The 18,612-nt window shown below is 72.2% G+C and carries 17 protein-coding genes; 4 read left to right on the forward strand and 13 right to left on the reverse strand.

Annotation, left to right across the window (positions count from 1 at the left end):
• Positions 1-216 precede the first annotated feature (216 nt).
• Complete coding sequence (locus ACFQ7F_RS28645; protein ID WP_383276061.1) at positions 217-1,401, forward strand: IS701 family transposase; 1,185 nt, start codon at positions 217-219, stop codon at positions 1,399-1,401.
• On the opposite strand, the gene ACFQ7F_RS28650 is transcribed toward ACFQ7F_RS28645, so the two are convergent.
• On the reverse strand, positions 1,398-3,338 hold the full coding sequence (locus ACFQ7F_RS28650) for a helix-turn-helix domain-containing protein (RefSeq protein WP_383276064.1): 1,941 nt from the start codon (positions 3,336-3,338) through the stop codon (positions 1,398-1,400). The genes ACFQ7F_RS28645 and ACFQ7F_RS28650 overlap by 4 nt on opposite strands.
• 353 nt (positions 3,339-3,691) lie before the next feature.
• On the opposite strand from ACFQ7F_RS28650, the gene ACFQ7F_RS28655 reads away from it, so the two are divergent.
• Both ACFQ7F_RS28655 and pabB read left to right on the forward strand, forming a co-directional pair.
• Positions 3,692-4,444, forward strand: coding sequence for a methyltransferase domain-containing protein (locus ACFQ7F_RS28655; RefSeq protein ID WP_383276067.1), 753 nt, complete (start codon positions 3,692-3,694; stop codon positions 4,442-4,444).
• Between the two features lie 45 nt (positions 4,445-4,489).
• Entirely contained in the window at positions 4,490-6,598 is a 2,109-nt protein-coding gene (pabB, locus tag ACFQ7F_RS28660; RefSeq protein ID WP_383276070.1) for an aminodeoxychorismate synthase component I, read from the forward strand.
• A gap of 23 nt (positions 6,599-6,621) precedes the next feature.
• Here the strand turns inward: pabB and ACFQ7F_RS28665 are convergent, their stop codons facing one another.
• From ACFQ7F_RS28665 to ACFQ7F_RS28680, 4 genes are all read right to left on the reverse strand, one after another.
• Positions 6,622-7,728: a transaldolase family protein gene (locus ACFQ7F_RS28665; RefSeq protein WP_383276073.1), complete on the reverse strand. Its 1,107-nt coding sequence runs from the start codon at positions 7,726-7,728 to the stop codon at positions 6,622-6,624.
• A 199-nt stretch (positions 7,729-7,927) separates the two neighbouring features.
• Entirely contained in the window at positions 7,928-8,923 is a 996-nt protein-coding gene (locus tag ACFQ7F_RS28670) for a TauD/TfdA family dioxygenase (RefSeq protein WP_383276077.1), read from the reverse strand.
• 65 nt (positions 8,924-8,988) lie between these two features.
• The gene (locus ACFQ7F_RS28675; protein ID WP_383276081.1) at positions 8,989-10,008 is read right to left on the reverse strand and encodes a BtrH N-terminal domain-containing protein; all 1,020 of its coding nucleotides are present in this window, start codon (positions 10,006-10,008) and stop codon (positions 8,989-8,991) included.
• Positions 10,005-10,634, reverse strand: a complete 630-nt coding sequence (locus ACFQ7F_RS28680; protein WP_383276084.1) for a hypothetical protein — start codon at positions 10,632-10,634, stop codon at positions 10,005-10,007. The genes ACFQ7F_RS28675 and ACFQ7F_RS28680 overlap by 4 nt, the downstream gene beginning before the upstream one ends.
• Here ACFQ7F_RS28680 and ACFQ7F_RS28685 point away from each other — a divergent pair, their 5' ends adjacent.
• On the forward strand, positions 10,635-11,552 hold the full coding sequence (locus ACFQ7F_RS28685) for a GNAT family N-acetyltransferase (RefSeq protein WP_383276087.1): 918 nt from the start codon (positions 10,635-10,637) through the stop codon (positions 11,550-11,552).
• A gap of 2 nt (positions 11,553-11,554) precedes the next feature.
• On the opposite strand, the gene ACFQ7F_RS28690 is transcribed toward ACFQ7F_RS28685, so the two are convergent.
• From ACFQ7F_RS28690 to ACFQ7F_RS28725, 8 genes are all read right to left on the reverse strand, one after another.
• Positions 11,555-12,613 (reverse strand): transketolase family protein, encoded by a 1,059-nt coding sequence (locus ACFQ7F_RS28690; RefSeq protein ID WP_383276090.1) that lies wholly within the window; start codon positions 12,611-12,613, stop codon positions 11,555-11,557.
• Positions 12,610-13,458, reverse strand: coding sequence for a transketolase (locus ACFQ7F_RS28695; protein ID WP_383276093.1), 849 nt, complete (start codon positions 13,456-13,458; stop codon positions 12,610-12,612). The genes ACFQ7F_RS28690 and ACFQ7F_RS28695 overlap by 4 nt, the downstream gene beginning before the upstream one ends.
• 1 nt (position 13,459) lies before the next feature.
• A complete protein-coding gene (locus ACFQ7F_RS28700) occupies positions 13,460-14,752 on the reverse strand; it encodes a DegT/DnrJ/EryC1/StrS family aminotransferase (RefSeq protein WP_383276096.1) in 1,293 nt (430 codons plus the stop codon).
• A 5-nt stretch (positions 14,753-14,757) separates the two neighbouring features.
• Positions 14,758-15,168: a hypothetical protein gene (locus ACFQ7F_RS28705; protein WP_383276099.1), complete on the reverse strand. Its 411-nt coding sequence runs from the start codon at positions 15,166-15,168 to the stop codon at positions 14,758-14,760.
• Between the two features lie 35 nt (positions 15,169-15,203).
• On the reverse strand, positions 15,204-16,148 hold the full coding sequence (gene lysX / locus ACFQ7F_RS28710) for a lysine biosynthesis protein LysX (protein ID WP_383276102.1): 945 nt from the start codon (positions 16,146-16,148) through the stop codon (positions 15,204-15,206).
• Positions 16,145-17,263 (reverse strand): [LysW]-lysine hydrolase, encoded by a 1,119-nt coding sequence (locus tag ACFQ7F_RS28715; RefSeq protein WP_383276105.1) that lies wholly within the window; start codon positions 17,261-17,263, stop codon positions 16,145-16,147. Before ACFQ7F_RS28715 ends, lysX begins: the two co-directional genes overlap by 4 nt.
• Positions 17,260-18,054 (reverse strand): 2OG-Fe dioxygenase family protein, encoded by a 795-nt coding sequence (locus ACFQ7F_RS28720; protein ID WP_383276108.1) that lies wholly within the window; start codon positions 18,052-18,054, stop codon positions 17,260-17,262. The genes ACFQ7F_RS28715 and ACFQ7F_RS28720 overlap by 4 nt, the downstream gene beginning before the upstream one ends.
• Positions 18,055-18,171: 117 nt before the next feature.
• A partial coding sequence (locus tag ACFQ7F_RS28725) for a phosphopantetheine-binding protein (protein WP_383276111.1) occupies positions 18,172-18,612 on the reverse strand: 441 nt, incomplete at its 5' end.

The raw sequence follows: 18,612 nt of genomic DNA on the forward strand, positions 1-18,612 counted from the left end.
CCCCTCTTGTTTTAATCCGCCCCGGGGGGGGGGGGGGCGGCCAACCCCCGTCGGGGGGGGGGGGGGGGGTCCCGGGGGGTTTGGGCGGGGGGGGGGGGGGGGGCCCCCCCACCACTCGGGGGGTGGTGTGTGTCGGCGGGACCTCGTGGGTGGGGCGGGGGTGGGGGAGGCTCTGGGAGACACAGACGCCACCGACCCAGGGGGAGGGCGAGTCTTATGGGCCCGCAACTCGTACAGTTCACGCGCCCGCAGAGCAGCCGGGTGGCCCGGGACGCGGTCAGCGGGCTGTGCCAAGGGGTGTTCGAGCCGCTGCCGCGGGCCGACCAGCGGCGCAAGGCCGAGCTGTACGTGCGGGGCCTCCTCACCGCCCGGGGGCGCAAGACCATGCGCAACATCGCCGCGCACGCCGGGATGCCCGCGGGCGAGCAGAGTCTGCACCACTTCATCTCGTGCTCCACCTGGGACTGGCGTCCGGTGCGTGCCAACCTCGCGGCTCAGCTCGACGGGCTGCTCAACCTCCAGGCCTGGGTGGTCAAACCCATGGTCATCCCCAAGTCGGGTGCCCACTCGGTGGGCGTCGAGCGGCGCTTCGACGCCGGGTCGGGGCACATGGTCAGCGGGCAGCAGGCCTTCGGCATGTGGGCCGTCTCAGAGGACATGAGCATCCCGGTCAGCTGGGCGCTGCACCTGCCGGACGAGACCACGCTCGCGGGCTGTGCGGCCCGCGCCGTGCTCGACCTCGCCGAGACCCGCACTCTTCCGCGGCTGCCGGTCGTCATGGACGCCGTCGAGGGTGGTGCCGACACCGTCCCTTCGCAGCTCGCATCGGCCGGTGTGCCGTTCCTGCTCGAGGTCGGACCCGGTGCGCAGGTTCAGGTGACTGACCCTCAACTACCGGGCGCGGCAGTCGAGGTGAGCACCGTCGGACGTGTCATCGATGCCGCGGGGGCGCTGCGGCGCCCGGTGCGCTACGAGGACCGGGCCGACCGATCCGTACGCACCGGTTTCCTCGCCGCGGTCCGGGTGGAGCTCCCCGAACCTGCTGCCGGACCCCGCCGCCGTACTCAGTCCCGTAGGCCGCTGTTGCTCGTCGGCGAGTGGACGGACGCCCGGCGACGGCCCGAGCGGTACTGGCTGACCGACCTCACCACCGCCCCGCCCGCCCTGCTGATGCGGCTCGCCCATCTGTCCCGGCGTATCGAACGCGGCGCCACCGACCAGTCCGACCGGGTCGGCATGCGGGACTTCGAGGGGCGTTCGTTCCAGGGCTGGCACCGGCACGTCACGCTCGCCTCCGCCGCCCACGCGGCCGCCGCGCTCACCGCCAACGGGTTCGGGGGGCTGGGAGGGGTCGGAGGCTTCGGTGGTTATGCGACGGCCTCTCGCCGCTGCTCGGCCTAGGGGCGCCCAGGGACCTCTTCGCCCGCCGCCGGGTCGAGCGTCTCCCGAGTGCGGTGCAGGCGCAGGGCAAGCTGGACTTCCAGGGCGCGGGAAGGGTCCTGCCAGTCCTCGCCGAGGAGCGCGGTGATGCGTTCCAGACGGCGCGAGACGGTGTTCGGGTGGACGTGCAGGGATTCGGCGGCGTACGTGGGGCTGCTGCCCGACTGGAAGTACGCCTCCAAGGTCTGTACGAGATTGGTGAAGCGATGGGTGTCGTAGTCGATGACCGGGCCGATGGCGTGGGTGATGTAGTCGCCCACACTGTGACGGTCGCCGAGCAGCAGACCCAGAAAGCCCAACTCGCGTGCGGACGCGGTCGATCCGCTGCCACCGAGCGCGCTCAGGGCGTTGAGGCAGCGAACGGCCTCCGCGTACGTCGGCTCGATGTCCTCGATACGGGTGGAGGGGCCCGCCGCGCCCACCGTGACCGGGTGGCCGAGCAGGGGAGTGAGTTCGCGGGAGATCTGCCGGGCGGTGGTGCCGGGGTCCTCGGAGGGCAGAAGCAGCACGATGCAGCCGCCGCGCACCCGCGAGAGGCCGCCGAAGCGCAGGGCGTAGGACGAAGCCCAGACCACGGCACGGCCCTGCGAGCCGCCCTCGGGCCGGATGACCACGGCCGTGTACGCGCGCTCCAGATCGAGCCCCAGACTGCGGGCGCGGTCGCGCAGTTGTGGCAGCGGGCGCTGCGCGGGGCTGAGCAGCGCGTCGAAGAACTCGTCGCGCACCTGGCTCTCGGCCACCGCCGTGTTGCGCTGCATCAGGAGCAGCACACCCGTGGTTCCCGCGGTGAGCTGGAGCAGTTCGAGCTCGGCGGGGGACAGCGCGTCGGTGGCGTGCAGGAGCAGCGAGCCGAGACGTTCGGTGCCGGCCGTCACCGGGGCGAGCCAGCCGGTGTCGGTGAGCTGGATGGGCTCCTGGGCGACCTGGGCCTCCAGGGTGGCACCGGCCACTCCGGCGAGGTCCGCCGCGGGCAGGTCACCGGTGGCGGCGAGGGTGCGGCTGCCGAGGTCGAGGACGGCGACCGTGCCGCCGAGCGACTCCGCGGCCAGCTCGGTCAGCGCGCCGAGGCCGGAGCCTTCGAGGAGCAGGTCGATCATGCGGCGGTGAATGCCGTTGACGCGGTGGGCCGCGGCCAGTTCGGACTTGGCTCGGGCGCCGTACTGCTCCAGGTCGGCGATGTCCAGGCGGGCCTGGTTGAACAGCCGGGCCTTCTCGATGGCCACCGTGGCGAGGTCGCCGAGCGAGGACATCAGGGCTATCTCGCCCGGAGTGAAATGGCGTACGTCGCGGTCGGCGGAGTAGAGCACGCCGAAGGATGTCTCGCGGTGGCGCAGCGGCACGGCGAGGATGGCGTGCAGCCCCTCCGCGCGGACCACGTCGTCGATCACCGGATGATGGGTGATGCGGTCGTCGGCCATGTAGTCGTGGGTCCAGAACGGAGCGGTGTTCTGCCGCGCGGCGCTGCCGAGCCCGCCCTCGCGCGGCACCCGGAAGCCGACGGTGAGCGCCGTGGCGTGCCCGTCGGCGGTGCGCACGTAGCTGTCGCCCGCCTCGTCGTCGTGGAAGCTGATGTAGGCCATGTCGAGGTTGAGCAGCAGCCGGGCGCGTCGGGTGATCACCTTGAGCAGGGTGTCGAGGTCGTAGGGGAGCGTCAGGTCCCGCGCGGTGTCGACGAGCGCCGAGAGCCCTGCCTCGCGCTGCTGGCGCCGGCCAAGCTGGGCCCGCACGGCAAGCCCCAGTTCCAATGCCGAGCGCAGTTCCTCGAGTTCCGCCTCCGACGCGCCAAGTCGGCGTGTCGAAGCGGCGAGTTCGTCGTACGCGGATGCGGGCGCTTCCTTGGCCAGGAGCTCAAGTACGGCCAGAGCGGCGGCTTGGGTGGGGACAGAGTCCAATGTCAAGGCTCGTCCTCCAGGTCAAGGGGTGGCTCGCTAGGTGAGACAGGTCGGAATGTAAGCGAAGTGCCTGTCCATGGTCAATTGCTAACTCTGCGTGTGCATTAACGGATCTGTTCCCTCCGGATGTCTGGCTGCTCTCCGGCCGCCCTCCGTCCGCCCTCCGGCGTACTTTGTCACTGCTTGGTCGCCTTTGGTGCGCGGGGCAGTGGTCACGGCACCACCGTGACCACTCTGGTGTGTTGACCGGTCACCTTCCGTGCCGGACCGCCCCCGAACGAGACTCCTCGGCATCCGGTCGCTCCCACGAGGACGGCCGGGGCCACCGCTGAGGTGTCACCTAGGGGGGAACAGCCGGTATGCAGCAGAAGCAGATTGTCGCCGAATCGGTCAACGCGGGACTCGAAGTACGGGACTACGAGCGGTCGTTGGCGCGCAGCGCCATGTCGCGCACCCGTGCCGACCGTCCGAGCACCTTCGACCTGCGCGGACGCACCTGGGATCTGCTCGACGAGGTCTTCGCCCCCATCTACTCGCCCTCCACCCGAATAGGGCTCGACTTCCTCGGCTGGACCGAGGAGGTGCTCGCGCCCCGCAGCGGCTCCCTCCTGGAGGTCGGCTGCGGAACCGGGATGATCGCGGTGACCGGTGCGCTGGCCGGCTGTGACCGCGTGGTCGCGTCGGACATCAACCCGCGCGCCGTCGAGAACGCCAGGCTCAATGCCGTCCGGCACGGCGTGGCCGACCGGGTCGAGGCCGTGTACAGCGACATGTTCGAAGGACTCGACCCCGCCGAGCGCTTCGACCTGGTCTTCTGGAGCTCCAACTACGTCCTCGCACCGGCCGGGCACACCTACGGCTCCGCGCACGACGCGGCCTACGTCGACCCCGGCTACGCCGCCCACCGGCGCTTCCTCGCGGGCGCCGGGGAGCGGCTCACGCCGGGCGGTTCGGCGCTGCTGCACTTCAGTTCGCGCGGCGACCTCGACGAGCTGTACTCCATGGCGGCACAGGAGGGGCGTGAACTGCGCACGCTGCGCTCGCAGTTCGTGCCCGAGGGCGAGCTGATGGTCGAGCACCTGCTCCTGGAGATCGTCCCGGCCGCGCTCTGAGTGCTCCGAATCCGACCATCCGACGCTCCCTCCAGTGAGGTCCCCGTGCGCACGCTTCTGGTCGACAACTACGACTCGTTCACCTACAACCTCTTCCACCAGATCGCGGAGGTGACCGGCGTCGAACCGGTCGTGCTGCGCAACGACGAGGAGCGATGGCGCCCGGAGCTGCTCGACGGCTTCGACGCGGTGGTGCTCTCGCCGGGCCCCGGAACCCCCGAGCGGCGGGCGGACTTCGGGCTCTGCCAGGACGTACTCGACCACGGCGACCTGCCCGTCCTCGGCATCTGCCTGGGACACCAGGGGCTTGCCCGTGCACACGGCGGGCGGGTGGTGCGTGCGGCCGAGCCCCGGCACGGCCGGACCTCGATGGTGCGGCACGACGGGACGGGCCTTTTCGCGGGGCTGCCCACCCCGTTCGAGGTGGTGCGCTACCACTCGTTGGCCGTCACCGATCTGCCGGACGAGCTCGTGGCCACCGCGTGGAGCGACGACGGCACGGTGATGGGCATCGCGCACCGCGAACTGCCGCGCTGGGGCGTGCAGTTCCACCCCGAGTCGATCCGCACCACGTACGGGCACCAGCTGCTGAGCGGCTTCCAGCGCCTTGTCACCGACCACCACGCCCGCTCCGGGAGCGGGCGACGCCGTCCGGCCCTTCCTCCCGTGAGGACCACTACCGCCCCGCCCCCCGAGGCCCCCCGCCGCCGACTGCGGGTGCTCACCGACTTCCTCACCACGCGCTGGGACGACGAGGTGGCCTTCGACGCCCTGTTCCGCGGCTCGGCGCACTCGTTCTGGCTGGACAGCAGCCGCTCCGACGGCATCGGCCGGTTCTCCTTCCTCGGTGACGCCGCGGGACCGCTCGCCCGGGTCGCGACCGCCGATGTCGCAAGCGGCACCGTCACCGTGTCCGGGGCGGGCGGCCCGGCCGAGCAGCTCGTCGCCGAGCACTTCCTCGACTGGATCGACCGCGATCTGCGCGCCGCCGACGTCCGACTCCCCGACCTGCCCTTCGCGTTCGCGCTCGGCTGGGTCGGCTACCTCGGCTACGAACTCAAGGCACAGTGCGGCGGCGACGCGGCACACCGCGCCGAACAGCCCGACGCGGTGATGGTGTTCGCCGACCGGGCCGTGGTGCTCGACCACCACACCGGTACGAGCTACCTCCTCGCGCTCACCGAGGACGGCGACGAACGGGCGGCCCGCGCCTGGCTGCACGACACCGCCGAGCGGCTGCGCGCACTGGCGGGTCGCACGCTGCCCGCCCCCGCACCCCAGGAGCCGCTCACCGGACTGCGCCTCCGCCACGACCGGGACCGCTACCTCGCGCTCATCGAGGAGTGCCAGGACGAGATCGCGGCCGGTGAGACGTACGAGGTGTGCCTCACCAACATGGCCGAGGCCGACGGCTCGCCCGATCCGTGGGAGACCTACCGGGCGATGCGGCGCTCCCACCCGGCGCCGTTCGGCGCGCTGCTCGGCTTCGGCGACGTCTCCGTCCTCAGTACATCGCCCGAACGGTTCCTGCGGATCGACGCCGACGGGTGCGCCGAGTCGCGGCCCATCAAGGGCACCCGGCCGCGCGGCGCGGATCCCGTTGAGGACGAGGCGATCCGCCGGGAACTGGCGGCGTGCGAGAAGGACCGCTCGGAGAACCTGATGATCGTCGACCTGGTCCGCAACGACCTGGGGCGGTGCGCCGACGTCGGCACCGTGGAGGCCGACGACATCTTCCGCGTGGAGACGTACGCGAGCGTGCACCAGCTGGTCAGCACGGTGCGGGCGCGGCTCAGGCCCGGGGTCACGGCCGTCGACTGCGTACGTTCCTCCTTCCCCGGCGGCTCGATGACCGGGGCGCCGAAGCTGCGCACCATGCAGCTCATCGACCGCCTCGAAGCGGGCCCGCGCGGGGTGTACTCCGGTGCCATCGGCTACTTCTCGCTGTCCGGTGCCGCCGACTTGAGCGTGGTCATCCGGACCCTGGTGCTGACGCCGGGGCGGGCCGCGTACGGGATCGGCGGCGCGATCGTCGCGCTGTCCGACGCGGCCGACGAGTTCGAGGAGACCGCGGTGAAGTCGGCCCCGCTGCTCGGTCTCACCGACGCCGGTTTCCCGGGCCGCGCCCCCGCGCTGACCCCGGTCGCGGGCTGACCTCCGCCCGTGGCACCCGGCGCTCAGCCGGGATGGCGCCCGGCCTGTTCCATCGCCTGTGCCACCTCGTCCACCAGGGCGTGCCAGGCCTCGTGCTGGTGTCGCGGGGCGTCCTGCCCCAGCTCCTTGGCCCGCCGGGGCCACTCGACGCCCAGGTCCGACAGGAGATCCAGGTCGGCGTGGGCGGCAGCGGTCCTGCCCGACAGGGTGTCGCCCTCCATGGGGACCACCGCCCCCGACAGCAGCCGCAGACCCTCGGCGGTCAGTGACTGCGCCGTGCCCTCGGCGATGAGGCCGCCCGCGAGCCGGGCGGCCTCATCCGTGTCCACCGACCACACGAGGCGGTGCGGGCGGGCGCCCGCACGGACCAGGTCGTGCCAGCGCGGGGTGTCGAGGACGTGCTCGTACGCGCTGAACACGAGCCGGGCCACCGCGATGCCGATGCGGTGGTCCAGGCCCTGCGCCGCGGGTCCGGTGTGTGCGGCGAGCAGTGGTCGCGCCGCCTCCTCGATCGCGCTGACCGGGATGTGCACGGCGGCCGGGATCCCGGACAGGGGCAGGCCCGCGGCGTGAGCCCGTTCCAGGCCGCGCAGCCAGGCATCGAGGACCTGGTGGTACTGCTCCGCGCCGTACACGGGCCCTACGGCCACGCCGATGCCCTCGGCGAGACAGTCGCTCATCGTGGCCATGCCCACCGGGTCCGCGGGAAGGCCGACCAGCAGATTGGGCCGGTCCACCGTCCAGTGCAGCCAGCGCGCCTCGGCGAGTGCGGCCCGCGCGTCGAGGGTGTGGCCCACGGGCGCGCAGGCCAGGCCCTCGGCGCCGCGGCTCGCCGACCACACCGGCAGGAGCGCCGCGCACACCGCACGCGCGCCGCGGGCCGCCACCGTGCGCGCGACCTCGGCGGGAGCCGCGCCGTACGCGGCCGACTCGCCGACGGCGTTCCTGCCCTGCCGGGATCCGAGAACGCCCGGGTCGCCGTCGCCGGCCGGTGCGCAGGTCACGCCGGTGACGCCCAAGGCGTCGACCGCGTGGTCGAGGGTGCCGTTCTCGATCAGCCGGCCGTCGACGCCGTCGAGCCACAAGGACAGGCCCTCCGCACGCAGTTGCCTGAGCGGGTCGGTCGTCATCCTCGTCTCCTCGGCATCGGCCCGGGGCCGCGGCGACATGCTGCCCATGGGCGTCTCGTTCCGTGAGTTCGATGGTGCGGAGCCATTGAGCCGACGGTAGGCAGGTGCGTCCCCAACGGCCAATCGGGCCAATGGACTTTGTCACTGGCAGGGCAAAAAACCGCCGCACCTGACAAAGTCTCCCGCGCGGCCCGGCGGCTCAGGCCTCCACCGAGAGCAGCTGACGCTCAGGGTGCACCCGTTCCTGCTGGTAGCCGTGCTCCAGGAGCTCCCCGGCCGGGCGGACCCGGGGGGCTCGCACCAGAACGCGCTTGAGCCAGCGGTCGGTGCCGTCGTAGCGGGCCCGGAAGGCGACCCGGCCGTGCACCACCGCGTCGTTGTCCACGACGAGCAGATCACCGGGCTCAAGCGGCACGATGAACCCGCACTCCTCGAAGGCGGCGCCCAGCTCCTCGTACGCCGCGGCGAACTGCGGGTCGTCGGTCAACGGGCGTGTGTAGGAGGGGTCGTAGCGCACGCACAGGCCGTCGTCGCCGTCCCATACGGTCGCCATGGGGACCCGCTCCTGATGAACGGCGTCCTCGTCCTCGTAACTGTCGTCGGGCTCGATGACCAGAGCGGGGCGGCGCAGCTGCTCGACGGTCCGCGCCGAAAGCCCTGCCCGGCGGATGCCCGCCAGACGGGTCCCTATGCGGTCCGGGTTGCGTACGCAGGCGAGCAGCAGCAGATCGGCCCGCTCGGGATGGAAGCCGTCCTCGTTGTGCCAGGCAAGCGGCACCGTGCTGCTCGCGCCGACCTGCATCTCCTCGCAGCCGGGGCTGGGCAGGATGTTGTGCACCATCCGGCCGTCCTGCTGGTCGCGCCAGCCGAAGACCCGGCCGAGAAGACGCGCTGCGAGGGCGAGAGCCACGTCGTGCGCCGCCGAGTCTTCGGGGTCGGTGGCCGACCAGTGGGCGGGGGTGGGGCCCGGCTCGGCGAAGCCGTCGAACAGGCCACGCACCACGCGGTAGCCGTCCGTCGGGTGGGGCGTGCCGAGCCATTCGCGCAGGTCGGTCGCGAGCGGCTCGGGCAGCTGCCACTCGGCGCGTGCGAGCACCGTGTCGCCGAGCGCGCCGGCCGCGACCCGGGCGTTCACCTCTTCGGTGAACGCCTGCCGCAGGTGCGCGGGCAGGGTGTGGATCGTCGTCTCGGGCATGGGGGCCTTTCCGTTCACTGGCGGTCGGGGTGCGAGAGCGGGGCCGGGCGGCGGCGGGGTCACGGTCACAGTGATCGGGCCGCGGCGCGCAGCCGGTCGAGTGCGATTTCCTGGTCGGTCAGGAGGTGCTTGGCCCGGTTGCGTACGGAGGTCTCCGCGACGGCCGGTTCCTCGCGGGCCATGGCGACCCCGATCCGCAGCGCGCTCCAGTGGTGGGCGACCCGGTCCACGGTGCGTGCCGCCTCCAGGAGCGCGGGGGAGTCGAAGTCGCGGGCCGTGGCGGTGAGGTAGTCGCCGTGCACGCCGGTCATCGCGAGGGCCGCGCCGGTGACGATGAAGGTCTCGTCGATCACCGAGGCGTCACCCGCCGCGAGCCGGTCGCCGAGCTCGTCGAGGTACCTGCGCTGGCCCGCGAGCCCGGACAGCTCGGGCCCCGGATGGACGCTGCCGAAGCCCGCCTCGTTGGCGGCGAGCACCTGACGTACGAAGTCACGGTCGTGCGGCGGGAGTTCACCCTCGATGCCGACCTCCAGCCAGCGGTTGGCCACCGGGTTGTCGGTGAAGAACAGGTCCCGGTCGTGCAGCACCGGGTTGGCCGAGTCGCGGGCGTCGGTGAACTGGCCGATGGGGATGGCACCTTGGAAGCGTGGCGGCACCGAGTCGCAGATCAGAACCAGGTCGCGTTCGTCGTCGAAGCCGTAAGCGGTGAGCAGGTGATTGGTGTGCACATCGCGGTAGGCGGGGCGGAACGGCAGATGGAAGTTGTCGGCGGCGACCGCGACGGGCGCTCCCGCGAGGATCGCGGCCCGCACCTCGCTCCAGCCGGACGCGGCATCCTCGGGCCAGTGCCAGCGCGACCACACCGGGTGGTGCGGGGCCATGCTCTCCAGGAGGCCGTCGCGGTGCAGCGGGAAGAAGTACTCCTCGCGCCTGACGTCGCCCGGCCGGTGGAAGAAACCCCAGTGCGCGCCGAGCACCTGGAGCGGATCAAGGCCGTGGTGGCGAAGGAGCCCGCCCATGGTGGTGTGCAGGCAGTGGCCCAGGTCGTGGCGCCAGTGGGCGATGTCGGACAGCTCCACCCTCATGCTTCTACCGTCCTTCGGGTCTCCAGGGTCATGGCGAACAGGTGCATGGCCGGGTTGTCGGGGAGTTCGAGGGCGGTCACCGTGCCCGGCACGGTGACCGGCACCCGCTGGGACCAGACGGACGGCCGCATGTTGTGCTGCGAATGGCGCGGATACATCAGGTAGCGGGTGCGGAAGGCGAGGAGTTCGCCGAACCGCTGGTCGGTCTCGGGCCAGAAGTCCGAGACGCGCAGCCACTGGCGGCGGGTCGCGCCGTCCGCGTAGTGCAGGACCAACTCGTCCTCGGTGCGGCGCTCCGCGGCGGCGAGCACATGGATCCACTGCGGCTCGCCCGCCGCAGGGAGCGCCACCAACTGGCCCCGGCAGCGCAGGTTGTCGAGGGAGCTGCCCGCCACGGCGGGGCCACGCCCCGGCAGCCGGAACGGCACGCCCTCGACGACGGCCTCGCCCTCCTCGCCGGGCAGCCCCTCCGCGGGGAAGGTGTTTCCCCATACGTTGAAGCCGCCGGTGGTCGGCCAGCGCCTGGGCGCCGATACGCCCATTCCGTTGAAGAGTCCTTCCAGGTCGACCGGGGTGAACACGTCGGTGTCCACCCGTGCCGGTGCGGTCTCGATTAGGTTCGCCATATGAACCTCCTTGACAGTGCGATAGACGTTGCGTTCATGGGATTCGGCGGTGGCCCGGCCGTCACGTCGGATGTCGTCGGCCAGGTGGCGGCGGTCACCCGGGCCTCGTTCGCCGACGCCGACCCGCTGCCCGGACTGCCCCCGCCGGACGGTGCGACCGAGTCCGCCGATGTGGTGTCCGCCGATCTCGCGGCGGGAGCGGGCCTCTGGATCGCCCGGGACGCCCAAGGACAACTGCTCGGCAGCATCCGTGCGGTGCCCAAGGGAGCGGATGCCTGGGAGGTGCGTCGGCTCGGCGTGGCCCCCGAAGCGCTCGGCACCGGGCTCGCCCGGCGTCTGGTGCGGGCCCTTGAGGCGGACGCGGCGGCGGCCGGCGCGGACCGGGTGGTCCTCGACGCGGTCGTCGAACGCGGCAACCCCCCGGTCTACGCCCGGCTCGGCTACCGCACCGTCCGCTACCTGCCCAACCCCGACAAGCCGCTGTCCGAGGTCACGATGGAGCGGGCGCTCGACACACCGCCCGAGCCCGCCGCCCATCCGCACCCCACCGGCACCCTTGCCGTGGGCACCGCCCTGGTGGACTGGTTCGCCACCGACGACGGCCGCGTCTCGGCCGTGCTCACCGCGGTGACAGGGCCTGACGAGTTCGCCGGACTTGCCGGGCGCCGGACCCGGGCCCGTGGCAACCACCACCTCGGCAGCGACGCCTGGCCGGGTCAGGACCAAGAGGCAGGCGCTTGGCGGGAGTTGCTCGCCGCGCACGCCGACCGGGTCGAGAGCGACCCGGCGAACGGGGATCTGCTGACCTTCGACCGGGGTCCGGCCGATGTCGCGCCCTTCCTGATGCCCCGTACGTTCGCCGACCCCGTCCTCGCGCTGTGCCGCAGCATTCCGAGGGGCCTCCCGGCGCGTTCCTAGGACTAGGGCGCGTGGCGGACCACCTCCTCGGCGGCCGCGGCGATCCGCTCCGCGGTCACTCCGGCGAGCGCGAGCAGCTCGCGCTCGCTGCCGACCTCGTCGTGGAAGCCGTCCGGCACCCCGATCCGGCGCACCCGGCACGGGTGGTGCTCGGCGGTCAGTTCGCTCACCGCGGCGCCGAGCCCGCCGACCAGGACGTGGTCCTCGACGGTGACAAGGCCCGCCGTCTCGCGCGCCGCCCCGAGGACCGCCGCCTCGTCCAGCGGCTTGACGGTGTGCATGTTCAGGACCCGCGCGCCGATGCCGCGCGCGGCGAGCAGGTCCGCGGCGGCGAGTGCCTCGGAGACCGGCAGCGGCCCTGTGGCCACCACGGTCACGTCGTCGCCGCCGCGCAGCACGTCGGCCCTGCCGATGCGGAACGCGTACGGCCCCTCGTGGACCAGGCCCGTCGCCTTGCGGCCGAGGCGGATGTAGACCGGGCCGGGGAAGGCATCGGTGTCGGCGACCGCGCGGATCGCGTACTCGGTCTCGGCGGCGTCGGCCGGCACCACCACCGTCAGGTTCGGCAGGGTGCGCAGGATCGCCACGTCCTCCAGGGCGTGGTGGGTCGGGCCGTAGTGGCCCGCCGAGAACCCGCCGTGCGTGCCCACGATGCGCACCGGCAGGTTGTTGCCCGCGATGTCGACCTTCACCTGTTCACAGGCGCGCGTCGCCGCGAACGAGGCGATGGTGTTGGCGAACGGCACCAGGCCGTCGGCTGCGAGCCCCGCCGAGACCCCCATCAGGTTCGCCTCGGCGATGCCGACGTTCACGTACTGGTCCGGGAGTTCGGCCTCGAAGGTGTCCTCGAAGCCGCCCATGTCGGTGTCCACCACGAAGATGCGCGGGTCCGACTTGGCGAGGTCGAGCAGGGTCGCCCGGTACACGTCCCGGCTCGCGGCCTCGTACTTCTGCCGCCAGGCACCCGCCTCACCCGTCTCACCCGTCTCACCCGTCTCATCCGTCTTGTCCGTCTTGTCCGCGACGGGTACGGTCTTCGCGACGTCGTCGACGACGGTCACGGCTGCCTCCTCGATCGGGCCCGCAGACCGGCGAGCGCACGCCGGTGCAGATTCGGGCTGAGCTTCACCGAATGCGACTTCTTCTTGTCCTCGAAGAGCGGGACGCCCTTGCCCTTGACCGTCTCGGCGATCACCATCGTCGGCCGGTCGCCGGTCGCGGGCGGCGCCGTGAGGGCGGCGCGCAGCGCGTCCAGGTCGTGGCCGTCGGCCTCGACCGTGTGCCAGCCGAAGGCGCGCCACTTGTCGGCGAGGGGTTCCAGACCCATCCGCTCCTCGGTGTGGCCGGTGATCTGGAGCCGGTTGCGGTCGACGATCGCCGTCAGGTTGCCGAGCCGCAGATGCGCCGCCGACATGGCGGCCTCCCACACAGAGCCCTCCTGGATCTCGCCGTCGCCCATCAGCACGAACACCCGGCTCGGACGGCCCTGGCGGCGGGCGGCGAGCGCGCTGCCCACGCCCAGGGAGAGACCGTGCCCGAGCGAGCCCGAGGGGAACTCGACGCCCGGCAGGCGGCGCAGCGGATGCCCGGCAAGGCGCCCGCCCGTCACCCCGTACGACGCGAGTTCCTCGGTGGGCAGGAAGCCCCGGGCGGCGAGCACCGCGTACAGGGCGGCGCTCGCGTGCCCCTTGCTCAGGATGAAACGGTCGCGGTCGGCCCAGCCGGGCTCATCGGGGCGCAGCCGCAGCACCTCGTTGTAGAGCAGCGTCATGATGTCCGTCGCCGAGAGGCTGCCGCCGATGTGGGTGCCGTCGGGGCTCGTCCCCATCTCCAGGATCTGCTCCCGGACCAGCTGGGCGAGTTCGGCGGTGGGCACAGGGGTCTGCGGGGTCAGTACGTCGCTCATGTCAGACCCCCGCCTTCTGCGCCGTGCGCCATGCGGGGCGGTGGTTCTGTCCGGCGGCGGCTGTACCGAGCACGTCCAGGTGGCCCCACACCTTCTCGAAGGCGTCCGCGATGCGCTGGAGCACAGGGCCCGACGCCGGGTTGAGGTGCCAGCGCTGCAAGGTGAGGGAGTCCTCGATGACCTCGCAGGTGACCGGGAAGTCCTCGGCCCGGTGGCCGAGTTCGCGGAACGCGGGCTGGCCGGGCAGCGGAACCACCTGGTACGGCTGTACGGGCACGCCCTCGGCGCGCAGCGCGCGGTGCAGCATCGAGCGCATCGCACCGGGCTCGACCCCGGCATGGCCCATCGCGGCCACGTCGAAACGCAGCCGCAGGATGTGCCAGGCGTGGGTGCGGTCGGCCGGGGTGTGCGGGGTCAGGATGCCGGGCAGCGCGCCGACCCGGTCGAGGAACGCCGTCACATTGCGGGTGCGGGCCGCGTGATACGCGTCGAGGCGGTCCAACTGGGCACGGGCGAAAGAGGCCTGAACGGCACTCAGCTTCTCGTTGCCCGCAAGGAGCCGCGAGCGGTAGTCACGCTCCTTGGCGCCCTGGAGCTGCTCGCCGAACTGGCGGCGCAGCTCGACCTGGCGGTGCAGCTCCGCCGAATCCGTGGTGACCAGGCCGCCCTCGCCGCACGTCGGCAGGTTCTTCACCACGTTGAGGCTGAAGGTGGCGATGTCGCCGAGCGAGCCGGTGCGGGCACCTTGGTACGTCGCCGCGTGCGACTGCGCCGCGTCCTCGACGAGGAGCAGTCCGTGCCGGTCGGCGAGCGCCCGGAAGGCGGTCATGTCGGCGGGCAGACCGTGCAGATGAACCACGATGACGGCCCGGGTGCGCGGGGTGATCGCGGCCTCGGCGGCGGCCGGGTCCATGCAGAAGGTCACCGGGTCGATGTCCACGAACACCGGCCGCAGCGACCGCTGTACGGGGCCGATCGCGCTGGCGATGAAGGTGAACGCGGGCACCAGTACCTCGGTGCCCGGCTCGATCCCCGCCGCGGCCAGGGCGAGTTCGATGGCGGCGGTGCCGTTCGAGACGGCCGCGCAGTGCGCCGTCCCCACGTACCGGGCCCACTCCCGCTCCAGGAGCTGGACCTCTCCGTCGGTGTTGTTGGACGTGAACTGGCCGCTGTCGAAGACCCGCAGGGCGCCCTCGCGCTCCGCGTCGGTCACCACCGGCCATCCGATGAGCGCCGGGTCGGCGTCCTGGGCGGTCACCGTGCGGGTGCCGCCGAACATGGCGAGCTTGGTCATGGTGGTCAGGCTCCGTTCGGGAGGCCGGCGGCGCGGTCGGGGCCGACGACGTCGAGGGCGTGCACGGTGAGTCCGGGCCGGTCAGGCAGCCGCAGCCCGACGAGCTCCGAGCGACGGGGCACCGGGACGCGGGCGGAGCGCAGGGCGCCGTCGGCCGGTCCTGTGGTGCGTCCTGTGGTGCGCAGCCACTCGGGGTCGGCGCCCTCGCGGTAGTGCAGCCACACTTCCTCGTCGAGCTCGGCCGGGTCGTCGGCGGCCACCAGGAGGCGGATCCAGTCGTACTGACCGGCAGGCACCGCGAGCAGGCGCCCGTCGCAGGGCACGGGTGCGTCCAGCTGGATCGCGGTGACCTTCGCGGCCGTAGCCGTAGCCGTAGCCGTGGTCGTGGTCGTGGGCTGCGCGTTCAGGGGCGTCATGGGGACGGTCTCCAGGTCGCTGCGGGTCTGGGCCGTCACCGGACGGCGGGGGTCGGGTCGAGCAGGTGACCGGGGCGGTCGAGACGGTCCAGTACGTAGTCGACGTAACGGCCGACCATGCCGGTGCCGAGGACGTCGATCGCGCCGTGGAACTCGGGCGTGTGGTTGACCTCGTTGACGAAAAGATCGCCGTCCGGGCCCTCCAGGAGGTCCACGGCGAGTACGCCCTCACCCATCGCCTCGGCGGTGGCGACCAGGAGCTTCTCCAGGTCAGGGCCGACCGGGCAGACGACGGGCCGGCCACCGCGCGCCGTGTTGGTGCGCCAGTGGTCGGAGTACTTGTAGATCGCGCCGACCACCTCGCGCCCGAAGACGTACGCACGGATGTCGCGGCCTGGCTTGTCCACGTAGTCCTGGATGTAGGTGATCTGGTGCTGCGGTCCTGTCAGCGCCGCCTTGTGCTCAAGGACCGCCTCGGCCGTCTCGCGCTCCTTGAGCCGGGCACCGAGCCGCCCCCAGGACCCGGTGAGGGGCTTGGCGACCACCGGATAGCCGAAGTCGTCAAGGGCGTCGAGCGCCGCGTCCGGTGTCAGCCCCACCAGGACACGTGGAGTGGGGATGCCCGAGTCGAGCAGCCGCAGCGTGGTGAGCAGCTTGTCGCCGCACGTGGTGATGATGTCGTGGCTGTTCACGACGGTCAGGCCCGCGTGTTCGAGCAGCCGCGTCGCGTACACGTTGCGGGTGTGCGAGATCTCCCGGCTCAGCGCGCCCCGGTAGGGCAGCCGGGGCTGGTCGGGCCGGAACACCGCGGTGCGGGTGTCGAGCAGTTCGTAGCGCACCCGGCGCCGGTCGAACTCATCGAGCAGGCGGCGCTCCTCGACGCGGATGCGCGAGTGGAGCACGGCGATCGGCGCGGCCGGGTCGCTGTCGGCCACGAAGGGACCGCCGGGCGTGGCCGTATCGGTCATCGGATCGGTCATTGGGATGCACCCGCTTTCTCGCCGACGCTCACCGGGACCCGGCCGAGCGCATCGGCCAGGAGCCCGAGGGCGTCGGTCAGTACGTCGATGGCGAGCCGGTAGTCACGCAGGTCGATGTGCTCGTGGTCGGTGTGGTCGAGACTCGCGTCGCCCGGCCCGTACGCCGCGACCGGGCAACCCCAGTGCGGCGCCACCACGTTCATGTCGGACGAGCCGAGCTTCACCTTGGCGACCGGCCTGCGACCGCGCCCGCGGATGGCCGCGGTCAGCGCCCGCGCCACCGGATCGGTGCGCGATGAGCGGACCGCGTCGGTCCGCTCGACCACGGTGATCCGCCCGCCGCGGGCCCGCTCGGCCAGCCAGCCGAGGAGGCCGTCGGTGTCGAAGCCGGGCGGTACCCGGCACGAGATGTCGAGCACGGCCCGCTCGATGTCACCGGCCATCCCCACCAGAGCGGGCAGTGCCTGCTCGAAGAAGGCGGCGTCCGGGTGGAACCTGGCCAGCTTGTCCTGGAGTTGGGACCAGAATCCGGTGGCGACCTCGGTGGCCTTCTCCTCGGGGCTGCTGGTGTGGGCGGCAGGCCGCTCGACCTCGTAGCGAAGCCGCAGGATGCCCTTGTAGCCGAGCACCACCCCGTCGACCCCGCTCGGTTCGCCGATCACCAGGGCGTCGGGCGCGTACCGGTCGATCAGATGGCGCGCCCCCTTGGACTCCCGCTCCTCCTCCACGGCCCCGACCACGACGATCCGGGCGGCGGTACCGGCGTTCGCGGCGCGGGCCGCGGCCCATGCCATCGCGGCCAGCGGGCCCTTGGCATCGACGGTGCCCCGGCCGTGCAGCACGTCCCCCTCGCGGACGACGGGCAGGATGCCGGGCACCGTGTCGATGTGTCCGAGCAGCATGATCACCGGACCCTCGGTGCCACCGGTCTCGCCGACCGCGTTGCCCGCTTCGTCGACGTACGCGGTGAAGCCGACCGACTTGAACCAGCGCACCAGCGCACGCGCGGCCGTCTCTTCGTGACCCGACACGGAGGGCGTGCCGACGAGTTCGAGCAGCAGGGGTACGGGGTCGGGGTCGGCCGGTGCCGTGGCGGTGGAACGGGATGCGTTCACGGCCTGGACTCCCCGGCGGCCGGGCCGATCGCGTTGTAGTCCACGAGCAGCATGTCGCGCACGCCTTCGCCGTCGGTCGCCGCGATCGGCGTGACCTCGTGCATGATCGCCGCGTCCACGACCACCATCCCGTCCAGCGGGTCGAGGAGCGTGAGCCGGGTGTCGGGACGCCCGTCGCGGTAGACGATCGACTCGCCGCCGGTGCAGCCGCGCCGTCCGAGCAGGTGCATGCCTATGTAGTCGTGCCCGTCGCGGTGGCGGCCCTCGGGGGTGGGAAGGCCGGGTGTGGCACCGGCGATGGTGCGCACGAAGTGCAGCCCGATCTCCCACTGCGTGCGGTCGTCGCCGCTGCGGATGAGGCGCAGGCCGTCGGCGAGCAGGCCCAGGAGCACCGGATGTGACAGGTGCTCCTGGGCGACGGGCTCGAAGAGGCGGGCCCGGCCCATGTGGATCGGAATGTGCTCGGCGGACTGCTGGAACACGGAGTGCGCCAGCGGCGTGAACTCCGGTTCCGACGCGGTGATCTCGGCACGCACCCGACCGTAGCGGCGGTAGCGGTAGGTGCTGCCGCCGAGATTCTGGTCGAGTGCAAGGTCGTCCCAGAGGGCCTGGAAGGAGGAGAGGGTCTCGGGGGTGAACCGGTCGGGGGTGTGGGCGGCGCGCAGCACGGTGAAGCCCTCGATGAAGAGCTCCGATCCGGCGAGGTCGGTCGCCAGGGCGCGGTCCGCGCCGGTGTCACTGCTTGCTGCTGCGCCGATCGCCTGGTGGGTGATCACGGGTGCGGTGGCCATACGGAGCTCTCCATTCGGCCGCTCGGAATGCCGGGCGGTGTCGGTACGGGTGGTGCGCGTCAGGGAGTTGTTCATGGGTGGTGGTGCGTGCGTGCGTAAGAGAGTTCGTGGGAGGCGTCAGCCGGCGAGGGCTGCCTCGGGTGCCGGTTCGGCGTGGGCCGGTTCGTCGGCGCCGGTCGGTACGGTGTCGGCCGGTTCGTCGGTGTCGGCCGATTCGCCGAGTCGCGCGGCGAGTTGCTCGATGGTGTGGTTTCCGAGCAGTACGGACAGCGGTACCGGCGAGCCCGCGTCCGAGAGGAGCTGGAACACCTGGACCGCGCGCAGCGAGTCCCCGCCCACGTCGTAGAAGTCGTCCTCGACCCCGATGTCCCGCACGCCGAGCACCTCGGACCAGAGCTCGACGAGGGCGGACTCGTCGGCGGTACGTGGTGCCACCCGCTCGCGCCGCTCCACCAGACCTTCTGGTGGGGGGAGTTGGGTGGTGTTGGTCTTGCCGTTGGGGTGTTGGGGGAGGGTGGTGAGGTGGGTGAGGTAGGTGGGGATCATGGCTGGGGGGAG

Source organism: Streptomyces sp. NPDC056486 (assembly GCF_042795295.1).
GTDB lineage: Bacteria > Actinomycetota > Actinomycetes > Streptomycetales > Streptomycetaceae > Streptomyces.

Bases quoted from the DNA above. Each gene is read 5' to 3' on its own strand.
- ACFQ7F_RS28645 (WP_383276061.1), top strand. From the start codon at position 217: ATGGGCCCGCAACTCGTACAGTTCACGCGCCCGCAGAGCAGCCGGGTG.
- ACFQ7F_RS28655 (WP_383276067.1), top strand. From the start codon at position 3,692: ATGCAGCAGAAGCAGATTGTCGCCGAATCGGTCAACGCGGGACTCGAA.
- ACFQ7F_RS28665 (WP_383276073.1), bottom strand. From the start codon at position 7,728: ATGACGACCGACCCGCTCAGGCAACTGCGTGCGGAGGGCCTGTCCTTG.
- ACFQ7F_RS28670 (WP_383276077.1), bottom strand. From the start codon at position 8,923: ATGCCCGAGACGACGATCCACACCCTGCCCGCGCACCTGCGGCAGGCG.
- ACFQ7F_RS28675 (WP_383276081.1), bottom strand. From the start codon at position 10,008: ATGAGGGTGGAGCTGTCCGACATCGCCCACTGGCGCCACGACCTGGGC.
- ACFQ7F_RS28680 (WP_383276084.1), bottom strand. From the start codon at position 10,634: ATGGCGAACCTAATCGAGACCGCACCGGCACGGGTGGACACCGACGTG.
- ACFQ7F_RS28685 (WP_383276087.1), top strand. From the start codon at position 10,635: ATGAACCTCCTTGACAGTGCGATAGACGTTGCGTTCATGGGATTCGGC.
- ACFQ7F_RS28695 (WP_383276093.1), bottom strand. From the start codon at position 13,458: ATGAGCGACGTACTGACCCCGCAGACCCCTGTGCCCACCGCCGAACTC.
- ACFQ7F_RS28700 (WP_383276096.1), bottom strand. From the start codon at position 14,752: ATGACCAAGCTCGCCATGTTCGGCGGCACCCGCACGGTGACCGCCCAG.
- ACFQ7F_RS28705 (WP_383276099.1), bottom strand. From the start codon at position 15,168: ATGACGCCCCTGAACGCGCAGCCCACGACCACGACCACGGCTACGGCT.
- lysX (WP_383276102.1), bottom strand. From the start codon at position 16,148: ATGACCGATCCGATGACCGATACGGCCACGCCCGGCGGTCCCTTCGTG.
- ACFQ7F_RS28720 (WP_383276108.1), bottom strand. From the start codon at position 18,054: ATGGCCACCGCACCCGTGATCACCCACCAGGCGATCGGCGCAGCAGCA.